Here is a 17,698-nt window from a genome sequence, read left to right as displayed (position 1 = left end):
GATCTCCTTGATGCGGGGAAGGGGTCGGGTGGTGCATGGGGGGAGGTCAGAGGGGAAGAGCGCCGGCGACGAGCTCGCCGCGTGCGACGACGGCCACGAGGTTCTCGGGGCGCAGGGTCTCGATGTCCTGCCACGGCTTGCCGCGGACCACGAGGAAGTCGGCACCGAGACCGGCCTTCAGGCGCCCCGTGGTGCCGGTCAGACGCACCGCGTCCGCGGCATCGGAGGTGCCCGCGATGAGCGCGCGCTCGGAACTCCACGAGAAGGCCGTCTTCATGAGGCGGAGCTCCTCGAGCTGGTCGCCGAAACGCACCATGACGCCGTTCGCGTCCGTGCCGAGCACGAAGCGCACACCGGCCGCGGCGGCGCCCGTGAAGTTCGCGTCCCGCTCGATCACCACGGCGCGCGCCTTCTCGGCCGCCTCGTCGCTGACCGGGATGCGGCGATCGGCGATCGCGTCGTTGATGAGCAGGGTGGGAGCGACCGGCACATTGCGCTCGATCAGCGTCTCCCAGTGGCGCTCCTCGATTCCGGTGCCGTGCTCGAGCGAGTCGACCTCGAACCGCAGGGCGATGTCGACGCCCTCCGCACTGTGCGTGTGCGCGGCCACGAGCATGCCGAGAGCGTGCGCCTCGTCGACGGTCGCGGCGATCTCCGCATCCGTCTGGTTGCGCCAGCCGACCTTGTCGCCCATGGAGAGCACGCCGCCGCTCGTGTAGATCTTGATGCCGTCCGCACCGGCGCGCGCCCACTGGCGCACGAGCTTGCGGCACTCGTCGGGAGAGTCGGCCACCGGCGGACGGTGCGGGTAGTGGGGCGGTGTGAACAGGTCGCCGTGGCCGGCGGTCATGCCGACGGGACCGTTCACGAGCAGGCGGGGGCCGGGGACGAGTCCCGCCTCCAGCGCGCGGGCCACGGCGTACTGCACCTCGCTGCCCGACAGGTCCCGCAGGGTCGTCACGCCCGCCGCAGCCGCACGTCGGGCGTGCGCGACGACGTGCAGGGAACGCTCGGCCGCCGGAGTGATGAGCGGCCACGTGAGCCAGTCGGCGCCGGGGGTCGCGGATGCGTCGAGGTGCACGTGGGTGTCGATCAGCCCGGGGATGACGCTGTACTCGGGCGCACCCTCGGCGCTCTCGACGGCGGTGATGCGCCCGTCCTGCCAGGACAGACGGGCACAGCCCACCTCTCGTTCGCCGTCCCAGACGTGGAGGACGGGGGTGGTGACAGGCGTGGACACGGCGATCTCCCGGGGGCGAGGAGGGCAAAGGGGACGGGGTGGGCAACGCTGACCGATCGTCACGATACCGAGGAACATGGCCTACAAATCGACAAGTGTTGACATTCGGCGGAATATTTACCGAAGCGAAACACGGGCAACACGCAGGAAATCGCCATTGGAGATGATCTGAACGATCGATCTCGCGCCGTGGGAACGCTCACTTATCGACAAGCAGCCCGACAGGAGCTTCCATGCAGACCGCCGAGATCCAGACCGGGCGCCGCGTCGTCGTGGTGCTCGAGCCCGGGGACGAGATCCTCACCTCCCTCGCCGACGCGTGCCGCCGCCACGGCATCGCCCAGGCCGCGATCTCGACGTTCAGCGGAGCGTTTCGCACCGTGCGCCTCATCGCCGCCGAGACGCCGGCCGTGGATCCCGAGGCACCCATGCCGACCGCCGTCGACGTCCCCTATACGGAGGGCCTCGGCTCGGGAACGATCACGACCGCATCCGACGGCGCGCTCGTCGTCCACGTGCACGTGGCGGTCGGGGTGAAGGACGACGCTGCGCGCGCCTACGCGGGGCATCTCCTCTCGGGCGAGACGCACTACGTCGTCGAGGTGGTGCTGGACGAGATCCTCTCCCCCGTGCTGGAGCGGCGTCCGCATCCGGGATCCGCGGGACTTCCGATCCTGCAGATCCCGGCCGCGACTACGCCATGATGTTCTCAGCCGTACTCGCGACCCGGAAGGTCCCGCTGTGACGTATCTGCCGCTGCCTCGCCCGCTCGGCGATCGCGCCCACCTTCGCGTACTCCACGGCCTGCTGCGCTTCGTACGCGAGGCCGCGGCCAGCCGCACCCCCCTGCCGGGGGAGTTGGAGTTGACCGCGCGCCTCGAATGCACGCGGCAGCAGCTGCGCAACGCGATGGCGACCCTCGAGGCGCAGGGCATCGTGCGCCGGCGACAGGGTTCGGTGACCACGGTGGACCCGATAGCCCTGCGGTTGAGCGTGCGCCTGGAGGAGCAGTTCGAGCACACCGACCTGCTCGACCGCCTCGGCTACCAATCGGAGGTCGAGACGCTCTCCAGCGGCACGACGACCCTCGGCCCGGATGTGGGTGCGCTCATGGAGCTCGCGGCCGAGATGCCCGCGCTCGCCGTGCGCAAGCTCTGGCGCGCCGACGGCGTCGTGGCGATGATCGCCGACGACGTCCTTCCGCTCGACAGCGCAGAACGCAGCTTCGATCCCAACGAGTCCGTCTTCACCGCAGCCGCCAAGGTCTGGGGCGAACCCGTCATCTGGGAGGTGTCGACGCCGGGCGTCACGACCCTGCACGGCGAACTGGCGGCGCTGTTCGAGCGTGCGGAGGGTTCCCCTGTCATGACCTCCGAGATCGTGGGGATCGGGGCCAGCGGGCGCCGCCTCATGCACAGCTTCGAGTACCACGCGCCCGACATCGTGTCGTATTCGCTCGTGCGCACGGTCCGCCCGCCCTGGGGCGGCGCCTGAGCCCCGCATCCGCATCCACGGCTGCTCGCTCCGGTCGCGGTCACCGTATGGGCGCTCCCTGAGCCCGTTCGCCTGTCACAGATCGCGCCTTCCGCGTCGATCTGTGACAGGCGAGCGAGGAGACTCCGTGCTCCCCTGTCACAGGCGGCGCTTCGGGGCTCGATCTGTGACAGGGGAAGCAGCCAGCGGGGGAACCCACGCGAGGGGGAACCCACGCGGGCGGAGGGCGAGCGGGCCCTGGGGCGGCGCCTGAGCGGAGTCAGACCCAGAAGCCGACGTGCGCCTTCGCGGCCTCGTCCTCGAGCAGCGGGCCGACGACCTCAATCTCGCGCTGGCCACGCGCGAACACCTCGCGACAGGGCAGGGAGAACGTCGGGTTCTCGGGGTGGTCCCCCGTCAGCTCGAGCAGGCGGTGCTCGCTGAGCGCGTAGACCACGCGGTCGATACCGCACCAGTACGCGGCACCGGAGCACATCGCGCACGGCTCGGCGCTCGTGAACAGGGTCGAGCCCTTCATGCCGTCCGCCCCCAGCACCCGGAACGCGGCGGCGACCGCCTGCAGCTCGGCGTGCTGAGTGGGGTCGCCCTCAGGGGGCAGCGAGTTGTTGCCGCACGAGGAGACGACCTCTCCCGCCGCGCTCACGACGATCGAGCCGAACGGGTGCGTGCCGTGAGCGACCGCGTCTTCGGCGACCTGGATGCTCTGGCGCAGATGGGCGAGGTCGGCCTCTGTCAGTGAGTGCGTCACGAATCTCTCCTTGTGAACAAGTACTACGAACCGACTTTCACCGTAGCGGCCAGATCCGCCAAAATCCGGGGTGAGCATTACGCGGGTGTTACAAGTCGCGAACGAGATTCGCTCCACTTGTCGACAAGTTGCGCGAAGCGGATAGCGTGCCGCTGTACCTCCCACCCGCATCCGAAAGGGACCCATGTCGCAGAACCACGTCGCACGCATCGACGAGACGGCGATCCGCGCGCTGCCCAAGGCCGAGGTGCACGTGCACCTCGAGGGCACGTTCTCGCTGCTCGACATGCTGACGCTGGCGAAGGAGAACGACGTCGCCCTGCCCGGGCCCGCCGCGACGCTCTTCGACATCTCCACGCACGCCGCCTTCGCCGCGCCCGAGGTCACCACCGGCGGCGGTGCCGGAGCGGGCTCGGCCGGGCTCAGCGGTTTCCTCCGTTTCCTGGACTGGCAGTGCGGGCTGGTGCGCACCCCGTCGCAGGCCGCCCGTGTGGCGTACGCGTTCGCCGTGCGTCAGAGCGCGTCGGGCATCCGCTACAGCGACGTCATCGTCAACCCCACGCACTGGAACGCGTGGCGCGGCCGCGAGCTCGATCTGCTCGACGCGTTCGGCGCCGGCTTCGACGAGGCGGAGCAGGACGGCCTCTGCCAGGTGGGCGTCGCCTACTCCCTGCTGCGCAACCAGTCCGGCGCCGAGGCGGAGCGTCTGGTCGGCGAGCTCGTCGCCGCCAGACCGCGTCGCGTGATCGCCCTGTCCGTCGACGGCGACGAGAAGGTCACCGGCCGCACCGGCGAGAAGTTCCGCGGCGCGTTCGGGCTCGCCGCATCCGCGGGCCTTCGCCGGACCGTGCACGCCGGAGAGTCGAGCGGGCCGGAGGGCGTGTGGGATGCGGTCGAGCTGCTGCAGGCGGAGCGCATCGACCACGGCGTGCGCTCCATCGAGGATCCGGCCCTCATCGACCGGCTCATCACCGACGGCATCAGCCTCGGCGTGTGCCCGCGCTCGAACCTCACGCTCGGCATCTACCCCGACTGGGACTCCCACCCTCTTCGGCGTCTGCTCGACGCGGGCGTCTCGGTCACTCTGAACACGGACGACCCGGCTCCGCTGGGCACCACGCTCGAGGCGGACTGGGCGGTGGCGGCCGAGCAGTTCGGCTTCGACTACGCCGATCTGGTCGGCTTCGCCGCGCGCTCCATCGACGCGTCGTTCGCCGACGTCGACACGAAGAGCCGGCTGCACGCCGAGCTCGCGGCCGTGAGCGAGGTCGCCCCGGTATGAGCGGTCGCCGTCGCCTGTCCCTCCTCGCCGCCGCGTGCGGCGCAGGAGCGGTCGTCGTGGCGACGGCACTGACGGGCGCGGCCCTGGTCCGCTCCGACGCCTCCGTCCAGCTCGCACCTCTCGTCGCCGGCTGGGATGCGCACTGGCAGGTCACCGGCACGAAGTCGGAGCCGCTGTACACCGAGCGCATCGACGTGCGACGCGACGGCGACGCGTTCCAGCTGCGCATCGAGGTCATCGGTCAGGGCGACACCGCTCTCGGCACCCAGCGCAGCGCCGTCTCGGTGGATGCGGCCGGCACCATCGCCTGGACCGAGGGCTGCACCAAGGACCCGGCGGACTGCTCCGACGACACGCGAATGCGCGGCTTCCTTGCGACAGCAGCCCTCATCTCCCTCGAGCACCAGGGGCGACTGCCTGCCACCGGAACGGCCCGCACGCTGCACGGCACGCCGGTGGTCTGCGTGGCGGATGCCGCGCTGCACCCGGATGCGGCCGCCGCCGAGGTGCGGCTCGACCCCTGCTTCGACCGCGCCACCGGAGCCGTGCTCGCGCACTGGTCCCCCGACAGCGCAGCCTTCGTGGGCGCCACCCTCGCCCCCGGCTTCACCGTCTCGACCTCCTGACCCGCACCACCCGAACCCGCCACACCCACCCGAAAGGACACCGCAATGCGTCTTCGCCCCCTCCTCGCCGCGGCCATCGCCGCGACGGCCGCGCTCGCACTCGCCGGCTGCTCCGGCACCGCCGACGCCACGTCGTCCTCCGCCGCATCCGATCACGTGATCCGCGTCGGCGCCCTCACCCCCGGCAACGCGAACGACGGCGCCTTCAACCAGGCACTGGCCGACGCCCTCGCCAAGCTCCAGGACGAGGGACTCATCACGTACGAGCTGCGTGAGCAGATGGCCGACCCCGCCACCAGCGAGCCGGTGGTCGCCGACTTCGCCAGCCAGGGCTTCGACCTGGTGATCGGACACGGCATCGAGCTCGGCGACGCGATCTTCTCCGTCGCCAAGGACTTCCCGGACACCCACTTCACCGCATCGGGCGGCGCCGACATCCTCGACAAGTACACCGACAACGTCGAGACCTGGACCTACAGCACGCCCGAGGTGGGCTACCTCTCCGGCTACATCGCGGGCCTCACCCAGGCATCGCCGATCGGACGCGTCGAGAGCCTGGAGCTGGACTTCGTGAAGGCGACGGACTCGTTCTTCCAGCAGGGCGCGCTCGCGGCCAACCCGTCGGCCGAGCTGCTCCCGGTCGTCTACGCGGGAAGCTTCGACGACGCGGAGGCCGCGGCATCCGCGACCACCGGCCTCATCGGTCAGGGCGCGAAGCTCGTCTACACGACCGGTGACGGCATCGCCGCCGGTGTCGGCGCTGCGGCCTCGAAGGCGGGCGTCCTCTCCGTGGGCGTCTCCCCCGCCGCCGGCGCCGAGGCGCTCAAGACCAACGTGTCCACGGTCGATCTCGACATGTACCCGATCGTCAAGGCGTGGGTCGAAGAGGTCGCGGACAAGAAGTTCGGCGGCAAGGGCGTCACCTCGACGCTCGAGAACGGCGGCCTGGTCTACCAGGACATCAACAGCGTCGACGGTGCCGTGCCGTCCGACGTCGCATCGAAGGTCGAAGAGCTCATCGCAGGCCTCAAAGACGGAAGTGTCACCATCTCCTGATGACCACCCCCACCCCTGAGACCGACCGGGCGCTGGTCGCCCGGTCGGTCTCCAAGAGCTTCGGCGCCGTCCACGCCCTGGACGCCGTCGATTTCGCCGTGCGCGCCGGCACCGTGCACGCCCTCGTCGGGGAGAACGGCGCGGGCAAGTCGACGCTGGCGAAGATCCTCGCCGGCATCGAGTCGGCGGATGCGGGCACGATGACGCTCGACGGAACCTCCTACGCGCCCCGCGACCGCGCGGCCGGCAAGGGGAGCGGCGTGAACATGGTCCCGCAGCAGTTGAGCCTGGTGGGCGAGCTGAGCCTCGTGGAGAACCTGCTGCTCGTGGGCTCGGCGCGCATCGCCCGCCGCGGCGCCGCGCGCGCGGCCCTGGCGGACACCCTCGAGCGCGCCGGAGTGAGCGTCGAGCTCGACGTTCCCACCGCACGGCTGAGCCAGGCGCACCGCCAGCTCGGCGAGATCGTCGTCGCTCTCGCCGAGGGGGCGACGACCCTCATCCTGGACGAGCCCACCGCCAGTCTCGGCCCCCGCGAAGTAGGGGGCCTGTTCGAACACCTGCGTACGCTCTGCGGCCTGGGCACGGCGATCGTGCTCATCACGCACCGCCTCGAGGAAGTGCGTGCGGTCGCCGACGACGTGACCGTCCTGTCGCACGGACGCCGCGTGCACCACGGCCCTGCGCGCGGTCTCTCCGCCGCCGAGGTCGCCAGGCTCATGGTCGGCGACCTCGAAGAACCCGCCGTTCGGGCGCCCCGCGTCCCGGGCGAGACGGTGCTCGCCGTGCACAACGTCCATGCCTCGTCCGACACCGATGCGGCCCTGACGGACGTGTCGCTCGAGCTGCGCGCCGGAGAGATCGTCGGCATCGCGGGCGTCGCCGGAAGCGGCCAGAACACACTCATCGACGTGCTGGCGGGGCTGCGGGCACCCGCATCCGGGTCCCTCGTCTTCGAACACCGCACGGCGCCCTCCGCCGTCGAGCTGCTCCGCGGGGGCGTCGCGTGGATCCCCGAGGAGCGCAGCGACGCGCTCGTTCCTGCGCTCTCGCTCGGCGACACGCTGGGACTCTACGAGGCGGCCAGCGGCGTGCGCTCCGACCGCCGCGCCCGCGGCGCTGCGCGTGCCTCGGCCGACGAGCGCCTCACCGCGTTCGATGTGCGTCCCGCCGTGTCGACCCTCGCCGCGGGGGGGCTCTCCGGCGGCAACCAGCAGAAGCTGCTGGCGGCGCGCGAGCTCGGTCGCAGCTGGCCCGGCGGCGCACCGCGCGTGGTGCTCGCGTACGGGCCGACCCAGGGACTGGATCTGCGGGCGGCCCAGGCCATCCGCGACCGCCTCGTCCAGGCGGCGGAGGCGGGGGCGGCCGTCGCCGTCGCCTCGCACGACCTCGACGAGATCCGCGGTCTCGCCGACCGCATCGTCGTCGTCTTCGACGGACGCATCGTCGCCGACCTGCCCGCGGCGAGAGCGACGACGGCCCGCATCGGCGCGGCGATGGCAGGACTCGACCCCGCAGAGGAGACCTCATGACCGACTTCACCGACCTGCTGCCGACGACCGAGGAACTCGTGCACCTGCGCGCCGTCGCAGCGGGGCACGCGGCGCCCGACCTGGTCGTGCGCGGCGGCCTCGTGCAGTCGCCCGGCACCGAGGAGTGGCTCGAGCGCGACGTGCTCATCGCGGGGCGGCACATCGCGACGCTGACGCCATGGGATCACGTCCCGACGGCGGGCGCGGAGATCGACGCTCGCGGATGCCACGTGGTGCCGGGCTTCATCGACACCCACCTGCACGTGGAGTACACGAACCTGACGCCGGGCGAGCTCGCGCGGCTCTCGGTCGCCCGCGGCACGACGACCGTGCTCACCGACCCGAACGGCGCGGCGAACGTCTGGGGCGCGCGGGGAATGGACCTCGCGCTGTCCACGACGACGCCGCTGCACGTGTTCCAGCAGGTCTCGCCGACCACCCCCACCTCCTTCGCGCTGGAGCGCGGCGGCGCGGTCATCGAGGAGGAGGTCGTGCGCGCCCGCCTGCACCACGACAACACGGCAACCCTCGGCGAGTCCAACCCGTTCGACTACGGCGAGCTCTCCACCGGTCGTTTCCGCGAGGCGCTCGTTGCGGGTCGCCGCCTCACCGGCCATACGGCGGCGCAGACCCACGAGTCGCTCTGGGGCTACCTGGCGGCGGGCATCAGCGACGACCACAACGCCTCGACCGTCGACGAGGTGCTGGAGCGCACGCGTCTGGGCGCGATGATCACCGTGATGGGATCGTCGCTGGCCGACAATACTGTCCCCCTGTTCGCCGATCTCGACGCGATCGAGCCGGCGCTGCGCCATCTGAGCTTCTGCGCCGACGACAAGCACGCACTCGACCTGCACACGCAGGGTCACATCGACCACCATGTGCGCCAGGCCATCCGCTTCGGCGTCGATCCGCAGCTCGCCTACCGCATGGCCACCACCCAGCCCGCGCACTACTACCGGCTCGACCAGGTGCTGGGTCTGCTCGCCCCCTCCCGCCTCGCGGACCTCCAGATCATCCGCGACCTGGCCGAGGTGCGGCCGGAGGCCGTGGTCGTCGCCGGAAGCCTCGTCGCCAGGGACGGCGTCGCCCTCTTCGAGAACACCGACGTGCTGCCGGACTGGGCCCGCGGCACCGTTCACCTGCCGGAGGAGCTGCCGGCCGATCTGCTGGTCGTCGCAGCCCCCGAGGGCGCCACACGTGTGCGCGTGCGCGCGATGGAGATGTACAACGGCTACTTCAAGCGGGAGTTCACCGCATCCCTGCCGGTCGTGGACGGTCAAGTCGTGTCCGACCCCTCCGAGGACGTGCTCAAGATCGCGGTCGTCGACCGTCACCACGGCGAGGCGCTGGCCGGTCACGGGTTCGTGAAGGGCTTCGGCCTCGGCCGCGGCGCGATCGCGATCACGATGAACTGCCCGAACATGAACATCGCGGTGGTCGGCGCGGATGACGACGACATGCGTCTCGCCGTGGCGGAACTGGGCCGCATGGGCGGCGGGTTCGTGACGGTCGCCGACGGCGAGGTCCTCGCCCGCGTCGCGCTGCCGGTGGGCGGGATGATGAGCGACGCCCCGTTCGAGGAGACCGCCGCGGCTCTCGCGGCCGGGCACGCCGCGACCCACGAGCTGGGCTGCACGATCCCTTCGCCGTACATCATCCTGTCCTTCGTGGGACTCTATGTGGTCCCCGACCTCGGGCTGACCGAACTCGGCCTGATCGACGCGGCCACGCAGCAGTTCGTCGACGTTCTCCTGCCGGGCCCCGTCGACGCCTGCGGCCACGACCCCGAGGAGCACGCGTGATCCGTTCCTCCCGGATGCGGTCCGTCGCCCTCACCGGCGGCGTGGTCGCCGCGGTCGTGCTGGTGGCGGTCGCACTGATCCTCTTCGCCGGCGCCGACCCGCTCACGGGCCTGCGCGGGCTGGTGGAGGGGGTCTCGAGCTCGCCGTACCGCGTGGGCGAGTTGCTCGTGGGGGCGGCTCCCGTGGCGATCGTCGCGCTGACGCTGATCCCCGCGCTCCGGGCGGGCGTGTTCTCGGTCGGCGCCGAGGGCCAGGTCACGATGGGCGCGATCTTCGCGACCGCCGCCATCCTCTGGGTGCGCGACGCGACGTCGGATGCGGCGCCCGCCGCCGTCTACGCGCTGGTCGGGTTCGTCGCGGGCGCCGTCGGCGGAGCGGCCTTCGCGCTGGTGCCGGCCTGGCTCGCCGTGCGCTGGCGGGTCAACGTCATCCTCTCCACCCTCCTCCTGAACTACGTCGCCACCGGCTTCCTCGGCTGGACGCTGCGCACGTGGCTCGCCAGCGGCGAGGCGACGGCGACACCGCAGAGCGAGCGTCTGCCCGACGCGGCGGCCCTTCCCGCTCTCATCCCCGGCACCCGCGCGCACGTCGGCATCCTGCTCGTCGTGGTGGCCGTGGTGCTGTTCGAGTGGTGGCGTCGCTCGCGGCAGGCGACCCGCGTCGCCGTCTTCGCCGAGCGCCCCGCACTCGCGCTGCGCCTGGGCGCGACACGGCAGCGGACCCTCTACGGCACCATGCTGGTCTCCGGCGCCGGTGCCGGCGTCGTCGGATGGCTGCAGATCGCGGGCGTCAACGAGCGTCTGCTCGGCTCGGTCTCGGGCGGCGTCGGGTTCTCCGGGCTCGCCGTGGCCCTGCTCGGCGGCCTGCTTCCCGCCGGCATCGCCGTCGCGGCGGTCTTCTTCTCCGCCCTCACTGTCGGCGCGGTCGGGATGCAGTCGGCGACCGGAACGATCCCGTCATCCATCGCGGAGGTCATCAAGGGCGTGCTGCTGCTGGGCGTCGCGGTGATCGCCGCGTCGCGGCCCGGGCTCGTCGCCCCCGCGCATCCGGGGCCGGCTCCGGCACCCGACGACGGCGCGTTCTCCGCCGAGGAGATCACGGATGCGGCGGCCGCATCCGGTGAACCGGTCGTCGAGGCCGGGACCCGCTGCCGAGGAGGGCACCCGATGACCATCGCACTCTGGGCGTCGATCCTCGCCGGCGCCATCGCCCTGGCCGCACCCCTCGTGATCGCGGGGATCGGCGAGGGCTTCGTCGAACGCGCGGGACGACTCAACCTCGGCATCGAGGGCATGATGATCCTCGGCGCGTTCACCGCTATCTACGTCGGCAGCTCGTTCGGCCCCTGGCTCGGCCTCGTCGCCGGCGCGGTCGTCGGCATCGCCCTCGCGCTGCTCATGAACGTGCTGGTCTACACGCTCAAGGCGAACGAGATCGTCGTCGGCCTCGCGATCACCATGCTGGGCCTCGGGCTGTCGACCTACCTGTTCCAGCTCTGGATCCCCGCCGGCCGTACGAACGTGAGCGTTCCGACGATCTCGTCGATCGATCTGGGCCTGCTCACCGACATCCCGCTCATCGGACCGGCATTGTTCGGACAGAGCCCCCTCGTGTACGCGACGCTCGTGCTGCTGGCTGCGGCCTGGCTCGTGATGCGCTTCACCCGCTTCGGTCTGCAGGTGCGCGCCACCGGCTCCGACCCCGCATCCGCGGCGCTGCGCGGCGTACGCCCGCGCAGCGTCGGGGCGCGGGCGCTGCTCATCGGCGGCGCGACGGCCGGCCTCGCCGGCGCCGTGATCGCCGTCGGGGCGATCGGCTCGTTCACGCCCAACATGACGGCGGGACGCGGCTACATCGTGCTCGCGATCGTCATCATGGGCCGGATGAACCCGATCGGCATCGCGCTGGGCGCCCTGCTGTTCGGCTTCCTCCAGAGCTTCTCGTTGCTCTCGCAGTCGACCAGCATCCAGCTTCCCAGCGAGCTCTACACGGCGCTGCCGTACCTTGTCACCCTCGTCGTGCTCGTGCTCACCTCCCGCGCCCAACTGCGCCGTCAGCTGTCCCACCTTCGCCTGTCCTGACCCGAAAGGACCCGTCCATGCTCACCCGCCCGTCCCCCGTCACCCCTCCCGCCGACGAGCAGCACTGGGTCGACACCGCCCGCGAGCTCGCCGCCGGCTTCGCCGCGACCGTCGCCGCCGACGACGCCGAGGCGCGTCTGCCGATCGAGCACCTGCGCGCCCTTGCGGCCTCGGGGCTGGATGTCGCGTTCCTGCCGCGCGAGCACGGCGGCGAGGCGCTGTCGTACGCCACGCTCGGCGCCGTCGTGCAGACGCTCGCCGCGGCCCACCCGGCCGTGGCCACCGTGTGGCTCATGCACCTCGGAGCGGCGCACGCCCTCGTGACTCTCTCCTCCGACGAACAGGCCGCCTTCTTCGCCGCAGAGCTGAAGGCCGGCAAGCGGTTCGCGAACGCCCTGAGCGAGCCTGCCGGGGGCAATCACTTCCTGGCGTCCCAGCAGGACGCGGATGCGGTGGGCCAGGACTGGTCGCTCACCGGCCGCAAGCTGTTCGTCTCGGGCTCCGAGGCGGCCGATCATCTGTTCCTCAACGCCCGGATCGACGGGGCGCCCGCCTTCTTCGGCGTCACCGTCGACGACACCGTCTCGTTCCCGGCGATCGAGGAGACGATGGGGATGCGGGCGACGCGCAGCCGCACGATCGTCTTCGACGGCACGCCCCTGCTGCGCTCGCGACTGACCGGTCCGCCGGCCCCCGAGTATGCGAACCTCATCACGGTCGGCTTCGCGTTCCTCTCGCTGGGCATCGCCGCATCCGCGATCGACGCGATCGCTGTGACCGCCGGCAAGGTGCGCGGCGGCACGAGTCTCGCCGACGCGACCTGGGTCCGCCAGGAGACGGGCATGGCGTGGGCGGAGCTGACCGCGGCCACACTCATGGCCGAGCGCACGGCGTGGCTCGCCGACCAGCGCTCGCCCGAGGCGATGCCCGCGGCGACCGAGACGAAGATGCTGGCCAACGAGGTCGCCAAGCGGACGGCGGCCCTCGCTGTCCGTATCGGCGGGGGCGGCGGGTTCCTCGTCTCCTCCCCCATCCAGCGCATCTTCCGCGACGCGCAGGCGGGCGCGCTCATGGCCTACTCCGTTCCGTTCAGCTCCGAGCTCGTCGGAGGCTGGGTGCTGAGCGGGTGAGACCCCCGGGTGCCGCCTTCGCTCGGCGAAGCGGTGCCCGGGTCGGGGTGCGTGGCGGCGATGACCCGCCCGAGGCACGCCGAGGACCCCCCTCCTCGACGTTTCCGGTGGCCGTCGCCACGCATCCTTTTTGCTCCGTGTCCCGTCGTGCGGTCGCGGGCGCGGCGGTGGATACGCTGGAATGATGAGCCTCATCGATCCCCGCGAGAAGGAAGCCCGTCGCAATGAGAAGCACCGGGGGAGCACGACCGCTCTGATCGCGACGCTCCTGTTCGGCGTCGCGTCGCTGGCGACGACGGCCGTCATCGGCTTCGGCATCGGCGGCTTCGTCGATCAGTTCCGCGTGATGAGCCTCAACAGCGTCTTCAGCACGTGGGACACCGCCATCCCGATCTGGCTGCGCAGCTGGTCGCTGCCGATCGGCATCGTCGCCACGATCATCGTGGTCGGCGGCTACAGCACCTGGAATCACCGCTACTCCGGGCGCACCGACGGCTACGCGTTCCTGGGCCCTCTGCCCATCGTGCTGGCCGGTCTCACCCTCGGCTCCTGGTACGCCACCACCCTGTGGACCGCCCCGGACGCGGTCGGCATCGCCGTCGACCCGACCTTCGGGCAGAACGAGAGCTGGGATGCGGGCGCGTGGATCATGTACGCCGCCCAGTGGTGGCTGCCAGGTGTCTTCGCGGTCCTGACCCTGCTCACGCTGCTCGGCCGCCTGGGCGCCCAGAAGCGCCGTCGCCTCAACAACGAGCTCGCCACGCAGTTGCTCCGCAGCGGCGCGAAGGTCGAGGCGGAGATCACCGACGCCCCTCTTCCCGAGCCGAGCTCGTCGCGGATGATGGCGCAGGTCACACTGCGTTTCGAAGACACCGAGGGCACGAGCCGCTGGGTGAAGTCCATGATCGCGGTGCCGACGAAGCAGTTCCCGACGACCGGCTCGCGCAGACCGCTGCTGTTCGACCCGGCGGATGCGGGCAACATCCAGCGCATCCTCTTCTCGCCGACCGGCGGCACCAAGCCGGGCGACTTCGTCTCCGTCTCCGCAGCCGACTGAACCGGCCCCGCCCGGGGATGTCCCCGGCGCCGCGTAGCCTGAGACCATGGCCACCCGTCGCCCCGCCCCTGCGCCCTTCCGCTGCACCGAATGCGGGTGGACGACGGCGAAGTGGGCGGGCCGCTGCGGCGAGTGCCAGCAGTGGGGAACCGTCGTCGAGGCGGCGCAGCCGACGGGTGTGATGCGCTCGCTCACGCCGGTGAGCCCCACCGCCGCACGCGCGGCCCGGCCGATCACCGAGCTCACGACCGCGGAGTCGCCGCGACGTGCGAGCGGCGTGGCCGAGTTCGACCGGGTGCTGGGCGGCGGCATCGTCCCGGGCGCGGCGATCCTCCTCTCCGGAGAGCCCGGCGTCGGCAAGTCGACCCTGCTGCTCGAAGTCGCCGCCCGCGCGGCACGCGACGGCCACCGCGTGCTCTACGTGAGCGCGGAGGAATCGACCGCGCAGGTGCGCCTGCGCGCCGAGCGCACCGGCGCGCTGCACGACGAGCTGTACCTCGCGAGCGAGACCGACCTGGCCACCCTCATCGGCCACATCGACGACGTCCAGCCGTCGTTGCTCATCGTCGACAGCGTGCAGACGGTGTCCTCCTCGCTCAGCGAGGGTCTCGCCGGACACCCCAGCCAGGTGCGCGAGGTCGCGGCGACCCTCATCCGCGTCGCGAAGGAGCGCGCGCTGCCGGTGCTCATCGTCGGGCACGTGACCAAAGACGGCTCGATCGCCGGCCCCCGCCTGCTCGAGCACCTCGTCGACGTGGTCTGCCACTTCGAGGGCGACCGGCAGACGTCGCTGCGCTTCGTCCGCGCGCTCAAGAACCGCTTCGGTCCCACCGACGAGGTCGGCTGCTTCGAGATGACCGGAGACGGCATCAGCGAGGTCCCGGACCCCTCGGGCCTGTTCCTCAGCAAGGGCGCTCCGGTCAGCGGCACGTGCGTCACGGTCGCGCTCGAGGGGCGCCGCGCACTGCCGGTCGAGATCCAGGCGCTCGTCGTGGCCGCATCCGGACCCAACCCGCGCCGTGTCGTGAACGGCGTCGAATCGTCACGCGTAGCGATGATCCTCGCCGTGCTGGAGCGCCGCACCGGGCTGCGGGTCGGCGAGCGCGACATCTACGTGTCGACGGTCGGCGGGTTGAAGATCACCGAGCCCGCCACCGACCTGGCGATCGCCCTCGCCATCGCCAGCGCCGCGACCGATCGCCCCGTGGGGCACCAGGTCGCCGCGATCGGCGAGCTGAGCCTCACCGGCGAGGTGCGTCCTGTGGCGCAGCTCTCCCAGCGCCGCACCGAGGCCGGCCGTCTCGGCTACACGACGGTCATCGACTCCGGCGCGAAGGACCTGCTCTCCGCCCTCGGCCGGGTGCACATCCCCACCCCCCGCCGCCTCCGCCCGCTGATCACGCCCGCCCCTCCGCCGGCACCCCCTTCCCTTCCCCCGAACTGCGTCGCAGTTGCGCAACTGCCACACTTCTCCGCATCCGCTACAGAGGCTCACTGGCGCATCTGCGCAGAAGTGTGGCGCTCATCGGGGCCAGGAGCCGGTGTGGCGCTCGCGTGGGCCGCGAATCGGTGCGGCGCTCGCGTGGCCAGGACCCCACCGCGCCCGGGGACGCGCGAAGGCCCCGCCGGCTCAGACCTCGAGGGCGGCGAGCAGGTCGGCGGGAGTCGCCTGCAGCGGATGCGGGCCCGCGATGTCGAAGAACACGGTCGTGATCTCCTCGCGGTGAGCGCTGAGGAAGCTGCGGAGCCAGTCCGGCCCCTGCAACCCGACCGTGGGCGGCAACGTCTCGGGCTTGTGCGCGGCATCGCTGAACAGCAGCAGCGCCACCTGCCCGGTGTTGGGGTCCCGGTAGGTCCACACCTCACCGGCGTCCAGCGGGTTGTCGCTCTCGCCGGTACGCATGAGCGGGACGACCGTAGGGCCGTGCCGCAGCGCGAACGCCACCGCCGCCATGTCCTGCGTCTGCAGCGCATCGGTCAGCGCGGTGTTGCGGAACTCCAGCGGAGGCTGCTGCTTCTTCCCGCGCTTCTGCTTACCGGCCATCCTCCCAGCGTATCCGCCGCGTCGTCAGCGAAGCGGCATCCGCAGGCACACGAGACGCTCCCGCATCTCCCATGACGCAACCTCGACGAAGCCGCGGCTCCGGTACAGCCCGAGCGCATCGTGCCGCCAGTCCCAGACCGAGAGGCGGAGGGATGCGGCCCCGGCCGCCGTCGCGCGTCGTGCCGCCTCGGCGATGAGCGCGCTGCCCGCTCCGACCCCGCGCGCGGCGGGGTCGACCCAGAGCCGCTTGATCTCCGCATCCGATCCGTGCACACGCAGGACCACCATCCCGATGACGCGGTTGTCGGCCTCGGCGAGCAGCACATCCGAGCCCGGAAAGGCCGGGGCATCGATCTCGGCGGCGTAGGCGGAAGCCAGCGGTCCGAACTCCTGCAGACCGTGCGCAACCTTCTCCGCCTCGGTGCGCTCGTGGTACGCGTGCAGGAGTCCGGACACCGCCGCGGCATCGCCGGCAGCGGCGATGCGGACCACGGCAGGGTTCATCCCTCCATCTCACACCCTCCGGCGCGGGAGAATGGACGGATGAGCTGGAGTCTGCGCGCGAGCACCCCCGACGACGCGGCGTGGATCGCGGAGCTCCGCGCGGAGGTCATGCGGCCCGATCTCGAACGGCTCGATCGGTACGACCCGGTCTACGTGCGCCAGCGCTTCCTGCGGGCGTTCGACCCCGCCTTCACCCGCGTGATCGTCGTGGACGACCAGGATGCGGGCAGCATCGCGGTGCGGCCCGCATCCGACGGGGTCTGGGTCGAGCATTTCTATCTCGCCACGGCCTACCAGGGCCGCGGGATCGGATCACAGGTGCTCGCGCTCGTGCTCGAAGAGCACACCGGCGACACAGCGTTCCGGCTCAACGTGCTGCAGGGGTCGCCCGCGCGGCGGCTGTATGAGCGTCACGGCTTCGTGCTCTACCACGAAGACGAGATCGACGCATTCCTGCAACGGGCGCCGGCGGCGCCGCTACCGTGAGCGCATGAACCGCGATCGCATCATCGGCATCATCGCCGCTGCCATCGGCCTCATCCTGGCGACCCTCTTCGTGATCTGGGACCTCAACGGCGCCCCGTCGTGGCTTCACTACATCACCTGGATCGCCGGCGCCCTCAGCGGATGGGGGCTGGTGGTGGCCTTCACCGCCGGCAAGCGCGGCATGAGGCCCTGAGTCTCAGCGCTCCCTGTTGACGGCGAGGAAGCCGGCAAGCGCCTGCTCCGTCTCGTTGAGCGTGCGGATGCGGCCCGCCACCCGCTCCCGCATCTCGGCCACCCGGCGGAGCAGTTCCGCGTCGCCGTGCGACTTCTCGCCCGTCGCACAGGGCAGGACGGCTCGAACGTCGTCGCGCGTGAACCCGAGCTCGAACATGGCGTGGATCGTCGCCACCATCGGCACCGCCCTCTCCGAGTAGTGCCGGTAGCCGTTGTCGCCGCGCTCCGGCGTGATGAGGCCGAGCTTCTCGTAGTGCCGGATCGAGCGCGCGCTGACGCCGCTGCGATCGCTCAGCTCGCCGATGATCATCTTCCCGCCCCCCGATTTGACCTTGACACGATGTCAAAGCATATCGTCGCGAACGACCCTCGGAACCGGGTC

At 71.3% G+C, this 17,698-nt stretch carries 17 protein-coding genes and 1 pseudogene; 13 read left to right on the top strand and 5 right to left on the bottom strand.

The features are described 5' to 3' along the window. Positions 1 to 46: 46 nt before the first annotated feature. Entirely contained in the window at positions 47 to 1,240 is a 1,194-nt protein-coding gene (locus QE374_RS10700) for an amidohydrolase family protein (RefSeq protein ID WP_309734725.1), read from the bottom strand. Between the two features lie 233 nt (positions 1,241 to 1,473). Between QE374_RS10700 and QE374_RS10695 the strand changes: the two genes are divergently transcribed. Beyond that, positions 1,474 to 1,944, top strand: a complete 471-nt coding sequence (locus QE374_RS10695; RefSeq protein ID WP_309734723.1) for a DNA-binding protein — start codon at positions 1,474 to 1,476, stop codon at positions 1,942 to 1,944. Positions 1,945 to 1,981: 37 nt separating this feature from the next. Further along, a complete protein-coding gene (locus QE374_RS10690; RefSeq protein WP_309734722.1) occupies positions 1,982 to 2,734 on the top strand; it encodes a GntR family transcriptional regulator in 753 nt (250 codons plus the stop codon). 259 nt (positions 2,735 to 2,993) lie between these two features. On the opposite strand, the gene QE374_RS10685 is transcribed toward QE374_RS10690, so the two are convergent. Continuing rightward, positions 2,994 to 3,482 carry a nucleoside deaminase gene (locus QE374_RS10685; protein WP_309734720.1) on the bottom strand — a complete coding sequence of 163 codons (489 nt, stop codon included), beginning with the start codon at positions 3,480 to 3,482 and terminating at the stop codon, positions 2,994 to 2,996. 184 nt (positions 3,483 to 3,666) lie between these two features. Here QE374_RS10685 and add point away from each other — a divergent pair, with 184 nt between their 5' ends. The 9 genes and pseudogenes from add to radA form a co-directional block, all read left to right on the top strand. Then, positions 3,667 to 4,764, top strand: coding sequence for an adenosine deaminase (gene add, locus QE374_RS10680; RefSeq protein WP_309734718.1), 1,098 nt, complete (start codon positions 3,667 to 3,669; stop codon positions 4,762 to 4,764). Next, the gene (locus QE374_RS10675; RefSeq protein WP_309734717.1) at positions 4,761 to 5,390 is read left to right on the top strand and encodes a hypothetical protein; all 630 of its coding nucleotides are present in this window, start codon (positions 4,761 to 4,763) and stop codon (positions 5,388 to 5,390) included. The genes add and QE374_RS10675 overlap by 4 nt, the downstream gene beginning before the upstream one ends. 45 nt (positions 5,391 to 5,435) lie before the next feature. Beyond that, positions 5,436 to 6,446: a BMP family ABC transporter substrate-binding protein gene (locus tag QE374_RS10670; RefSeq protein ID WP_309734715.1), complete on the top strand. Its 1,011-nt coding sequence runs from the start codon at positions 5,436 to 5,438 to the stop codon at positions 6,444 to 6,446. Then, entirely contained in the window at positions 6,446 to 7,975 is a 1,530-nt protein-coding gene (locus tag QE374_RS10665) for an ATP-binding cassette domain-containing protein (RefSeq protein ID WP_309734712.1), read from the top strand. Before QE374_RS10670 ends, QE374_RS10665 begins: the two co-directional genes overlap by 1 nt. Beyond that, the gene (locus QE374_RS10660) at positions 7,972 to 9,780 is read left to right on the top strand and encodes an adenine deaminase C-terminal domain-containing protein (RefSeq protein ID WP_309734711.1); all 1,809 of its coding nucleotides are present in this window, start codon (positions 7,972 to 7,974) and stop codon (positions 9,778 to 9,780) included. Before QE374_RS10665 ends, QE374_RS10660 begins: the two co-directional genes overlap by 4 nt. After that, complete coding sequence (locus QE374_RS10655; protein ID WP_309734709.1) at positions 9,777 to 11,861, top strand: ABC transporter permease subunit; 2,085 nt, start codon at positions 9,777 to 9,779, stop codon at positions 11,859 to 11,861. The genes QE374_RS10660 and QE374_RS10655 overlap by 4 nt, the downstream gene beginning before the upstream one ends. A 17-nt stretch (positions 11,862 to 11,878) precedes the next feature. Next, on the top strand, positions 11,879 to 12,991 hold the full coding sequence (locus tag QE374_RS10650; RefSeq protein ID WP_309734707.1) for an acyl-CoA dehydrogenase: 1,113 nt from the start codon (positions 11,879 to 11,881) through the stop codon (positions 12,989 to 12,991). Between the two features lie 184 nt (positions 12,992 to 13,175). Continuing rightward, positions 13,176 to 14,048 (top strand): hypothetical protein, encoded by an 873-nt coding sequence (locus tag QE374_RS10645; protein ID WP_309734705.1) that lies wholly within the window; start codon positions 13,176 to 13,178, stop codon positions 14,046 to 14,048. A gap of 46 nt (positions 14,049 to 14,094) precedes the next feature. After that, positions 14,095 to 15,411, top strand: a pseudogene (gene radA, locus QE374_RS10640) (DNA repair protein RadA); the annotation flags it as partial. A gap of 267 nt (positions 15,412 to 15,678) precedes the next feature. Here the strand turns inward: radA and QE374_RS10635 are convergent. Next, positions 15,679 to 16,092, bottom strand: coding sequence for a dehydrogenase (locus tag QE374_RS10635; RefSeq protein WP_137418227.1), 414 nt, complete (start codon positions 16,090 to 16,092; stop codon positions 15,679 to 15,681). Between the two features lie 24 nt (positions 16,093 to 16,116). Beyond that, a complete protein-coding gene (locus QE374_RS10630; RefSeq protein WP_309734703.1) occupies positions 16,117 to 16,596 on the bottom strand; it encodes a GNAT family N-acetyltransferase in 480 nt (159 codons plus the stop codon). A 39-nt stretch (positions 16,597 to 16,635) separates the two neighbouring features. Here QE374_RS10630 and QE374_RS10625 point away from each other — a divergent pair, with 39 nt between their 5' ends. Together QE374_RS10625 and QE374_RS10620 are read left to right on the top strand one after the other, a co-directional pair. Beyond that, positions 16,636 to 17,082 (top strand): GNAT family N-acetyltransferase, encoded by a 447-nt coding sequence (locus QE374_RS10625; protein WP_309734701.1) that lies wholly within the window; start codon positions 16,636 to 16,638, stop codon positions 17,080 to 17,082. Between the two features lie 4 nt (positions 17,083 to 17,086). Beyond that, on the top strand, positions 17,087 to 17,275 hold the full coding sequence (locus QE374_RS10620; RefSeq protein WP_309734699.1) for a hypothetical protein: 189 nt from the start codon (positions 17,087 to 17,089) through the stop codon (positions 17,273 to 17,275). 3 nt (positions 17,276 to 17,278) lie between these two features. On the opposite strand, the gene QE374_RS10615 is transcribed toward QE374_RS10620, so the two are convergent. Next, positions 17,279 to 17,626, bottom strand: a complete 348-nt coding sequence (locus tag QE374_RS10615) for a MerR family transcriptional regulator (protein WP_309734698.1) — start codon at positions 17,624 to 17,626, stop codon at positions 17,279 to 17,281. Between the last annotated feature and the right edge of the window lie 72 nt (positions 17,627 to 17,698).

The sequence above is a fragment of the Microbacterium sp. SORGH_AS_0428 genome, from assembly GCF_031453615.1.
Lineage (GTDB): Bacteria > Actinomycetota > Actinomycetes > Actinomycetales > Microbacteriaceae > Microbacterium.
Note: the sequence above shows the minus strand (reverse complement) of the source record. Positions and strands in the feature narration are given on the sequence as shown.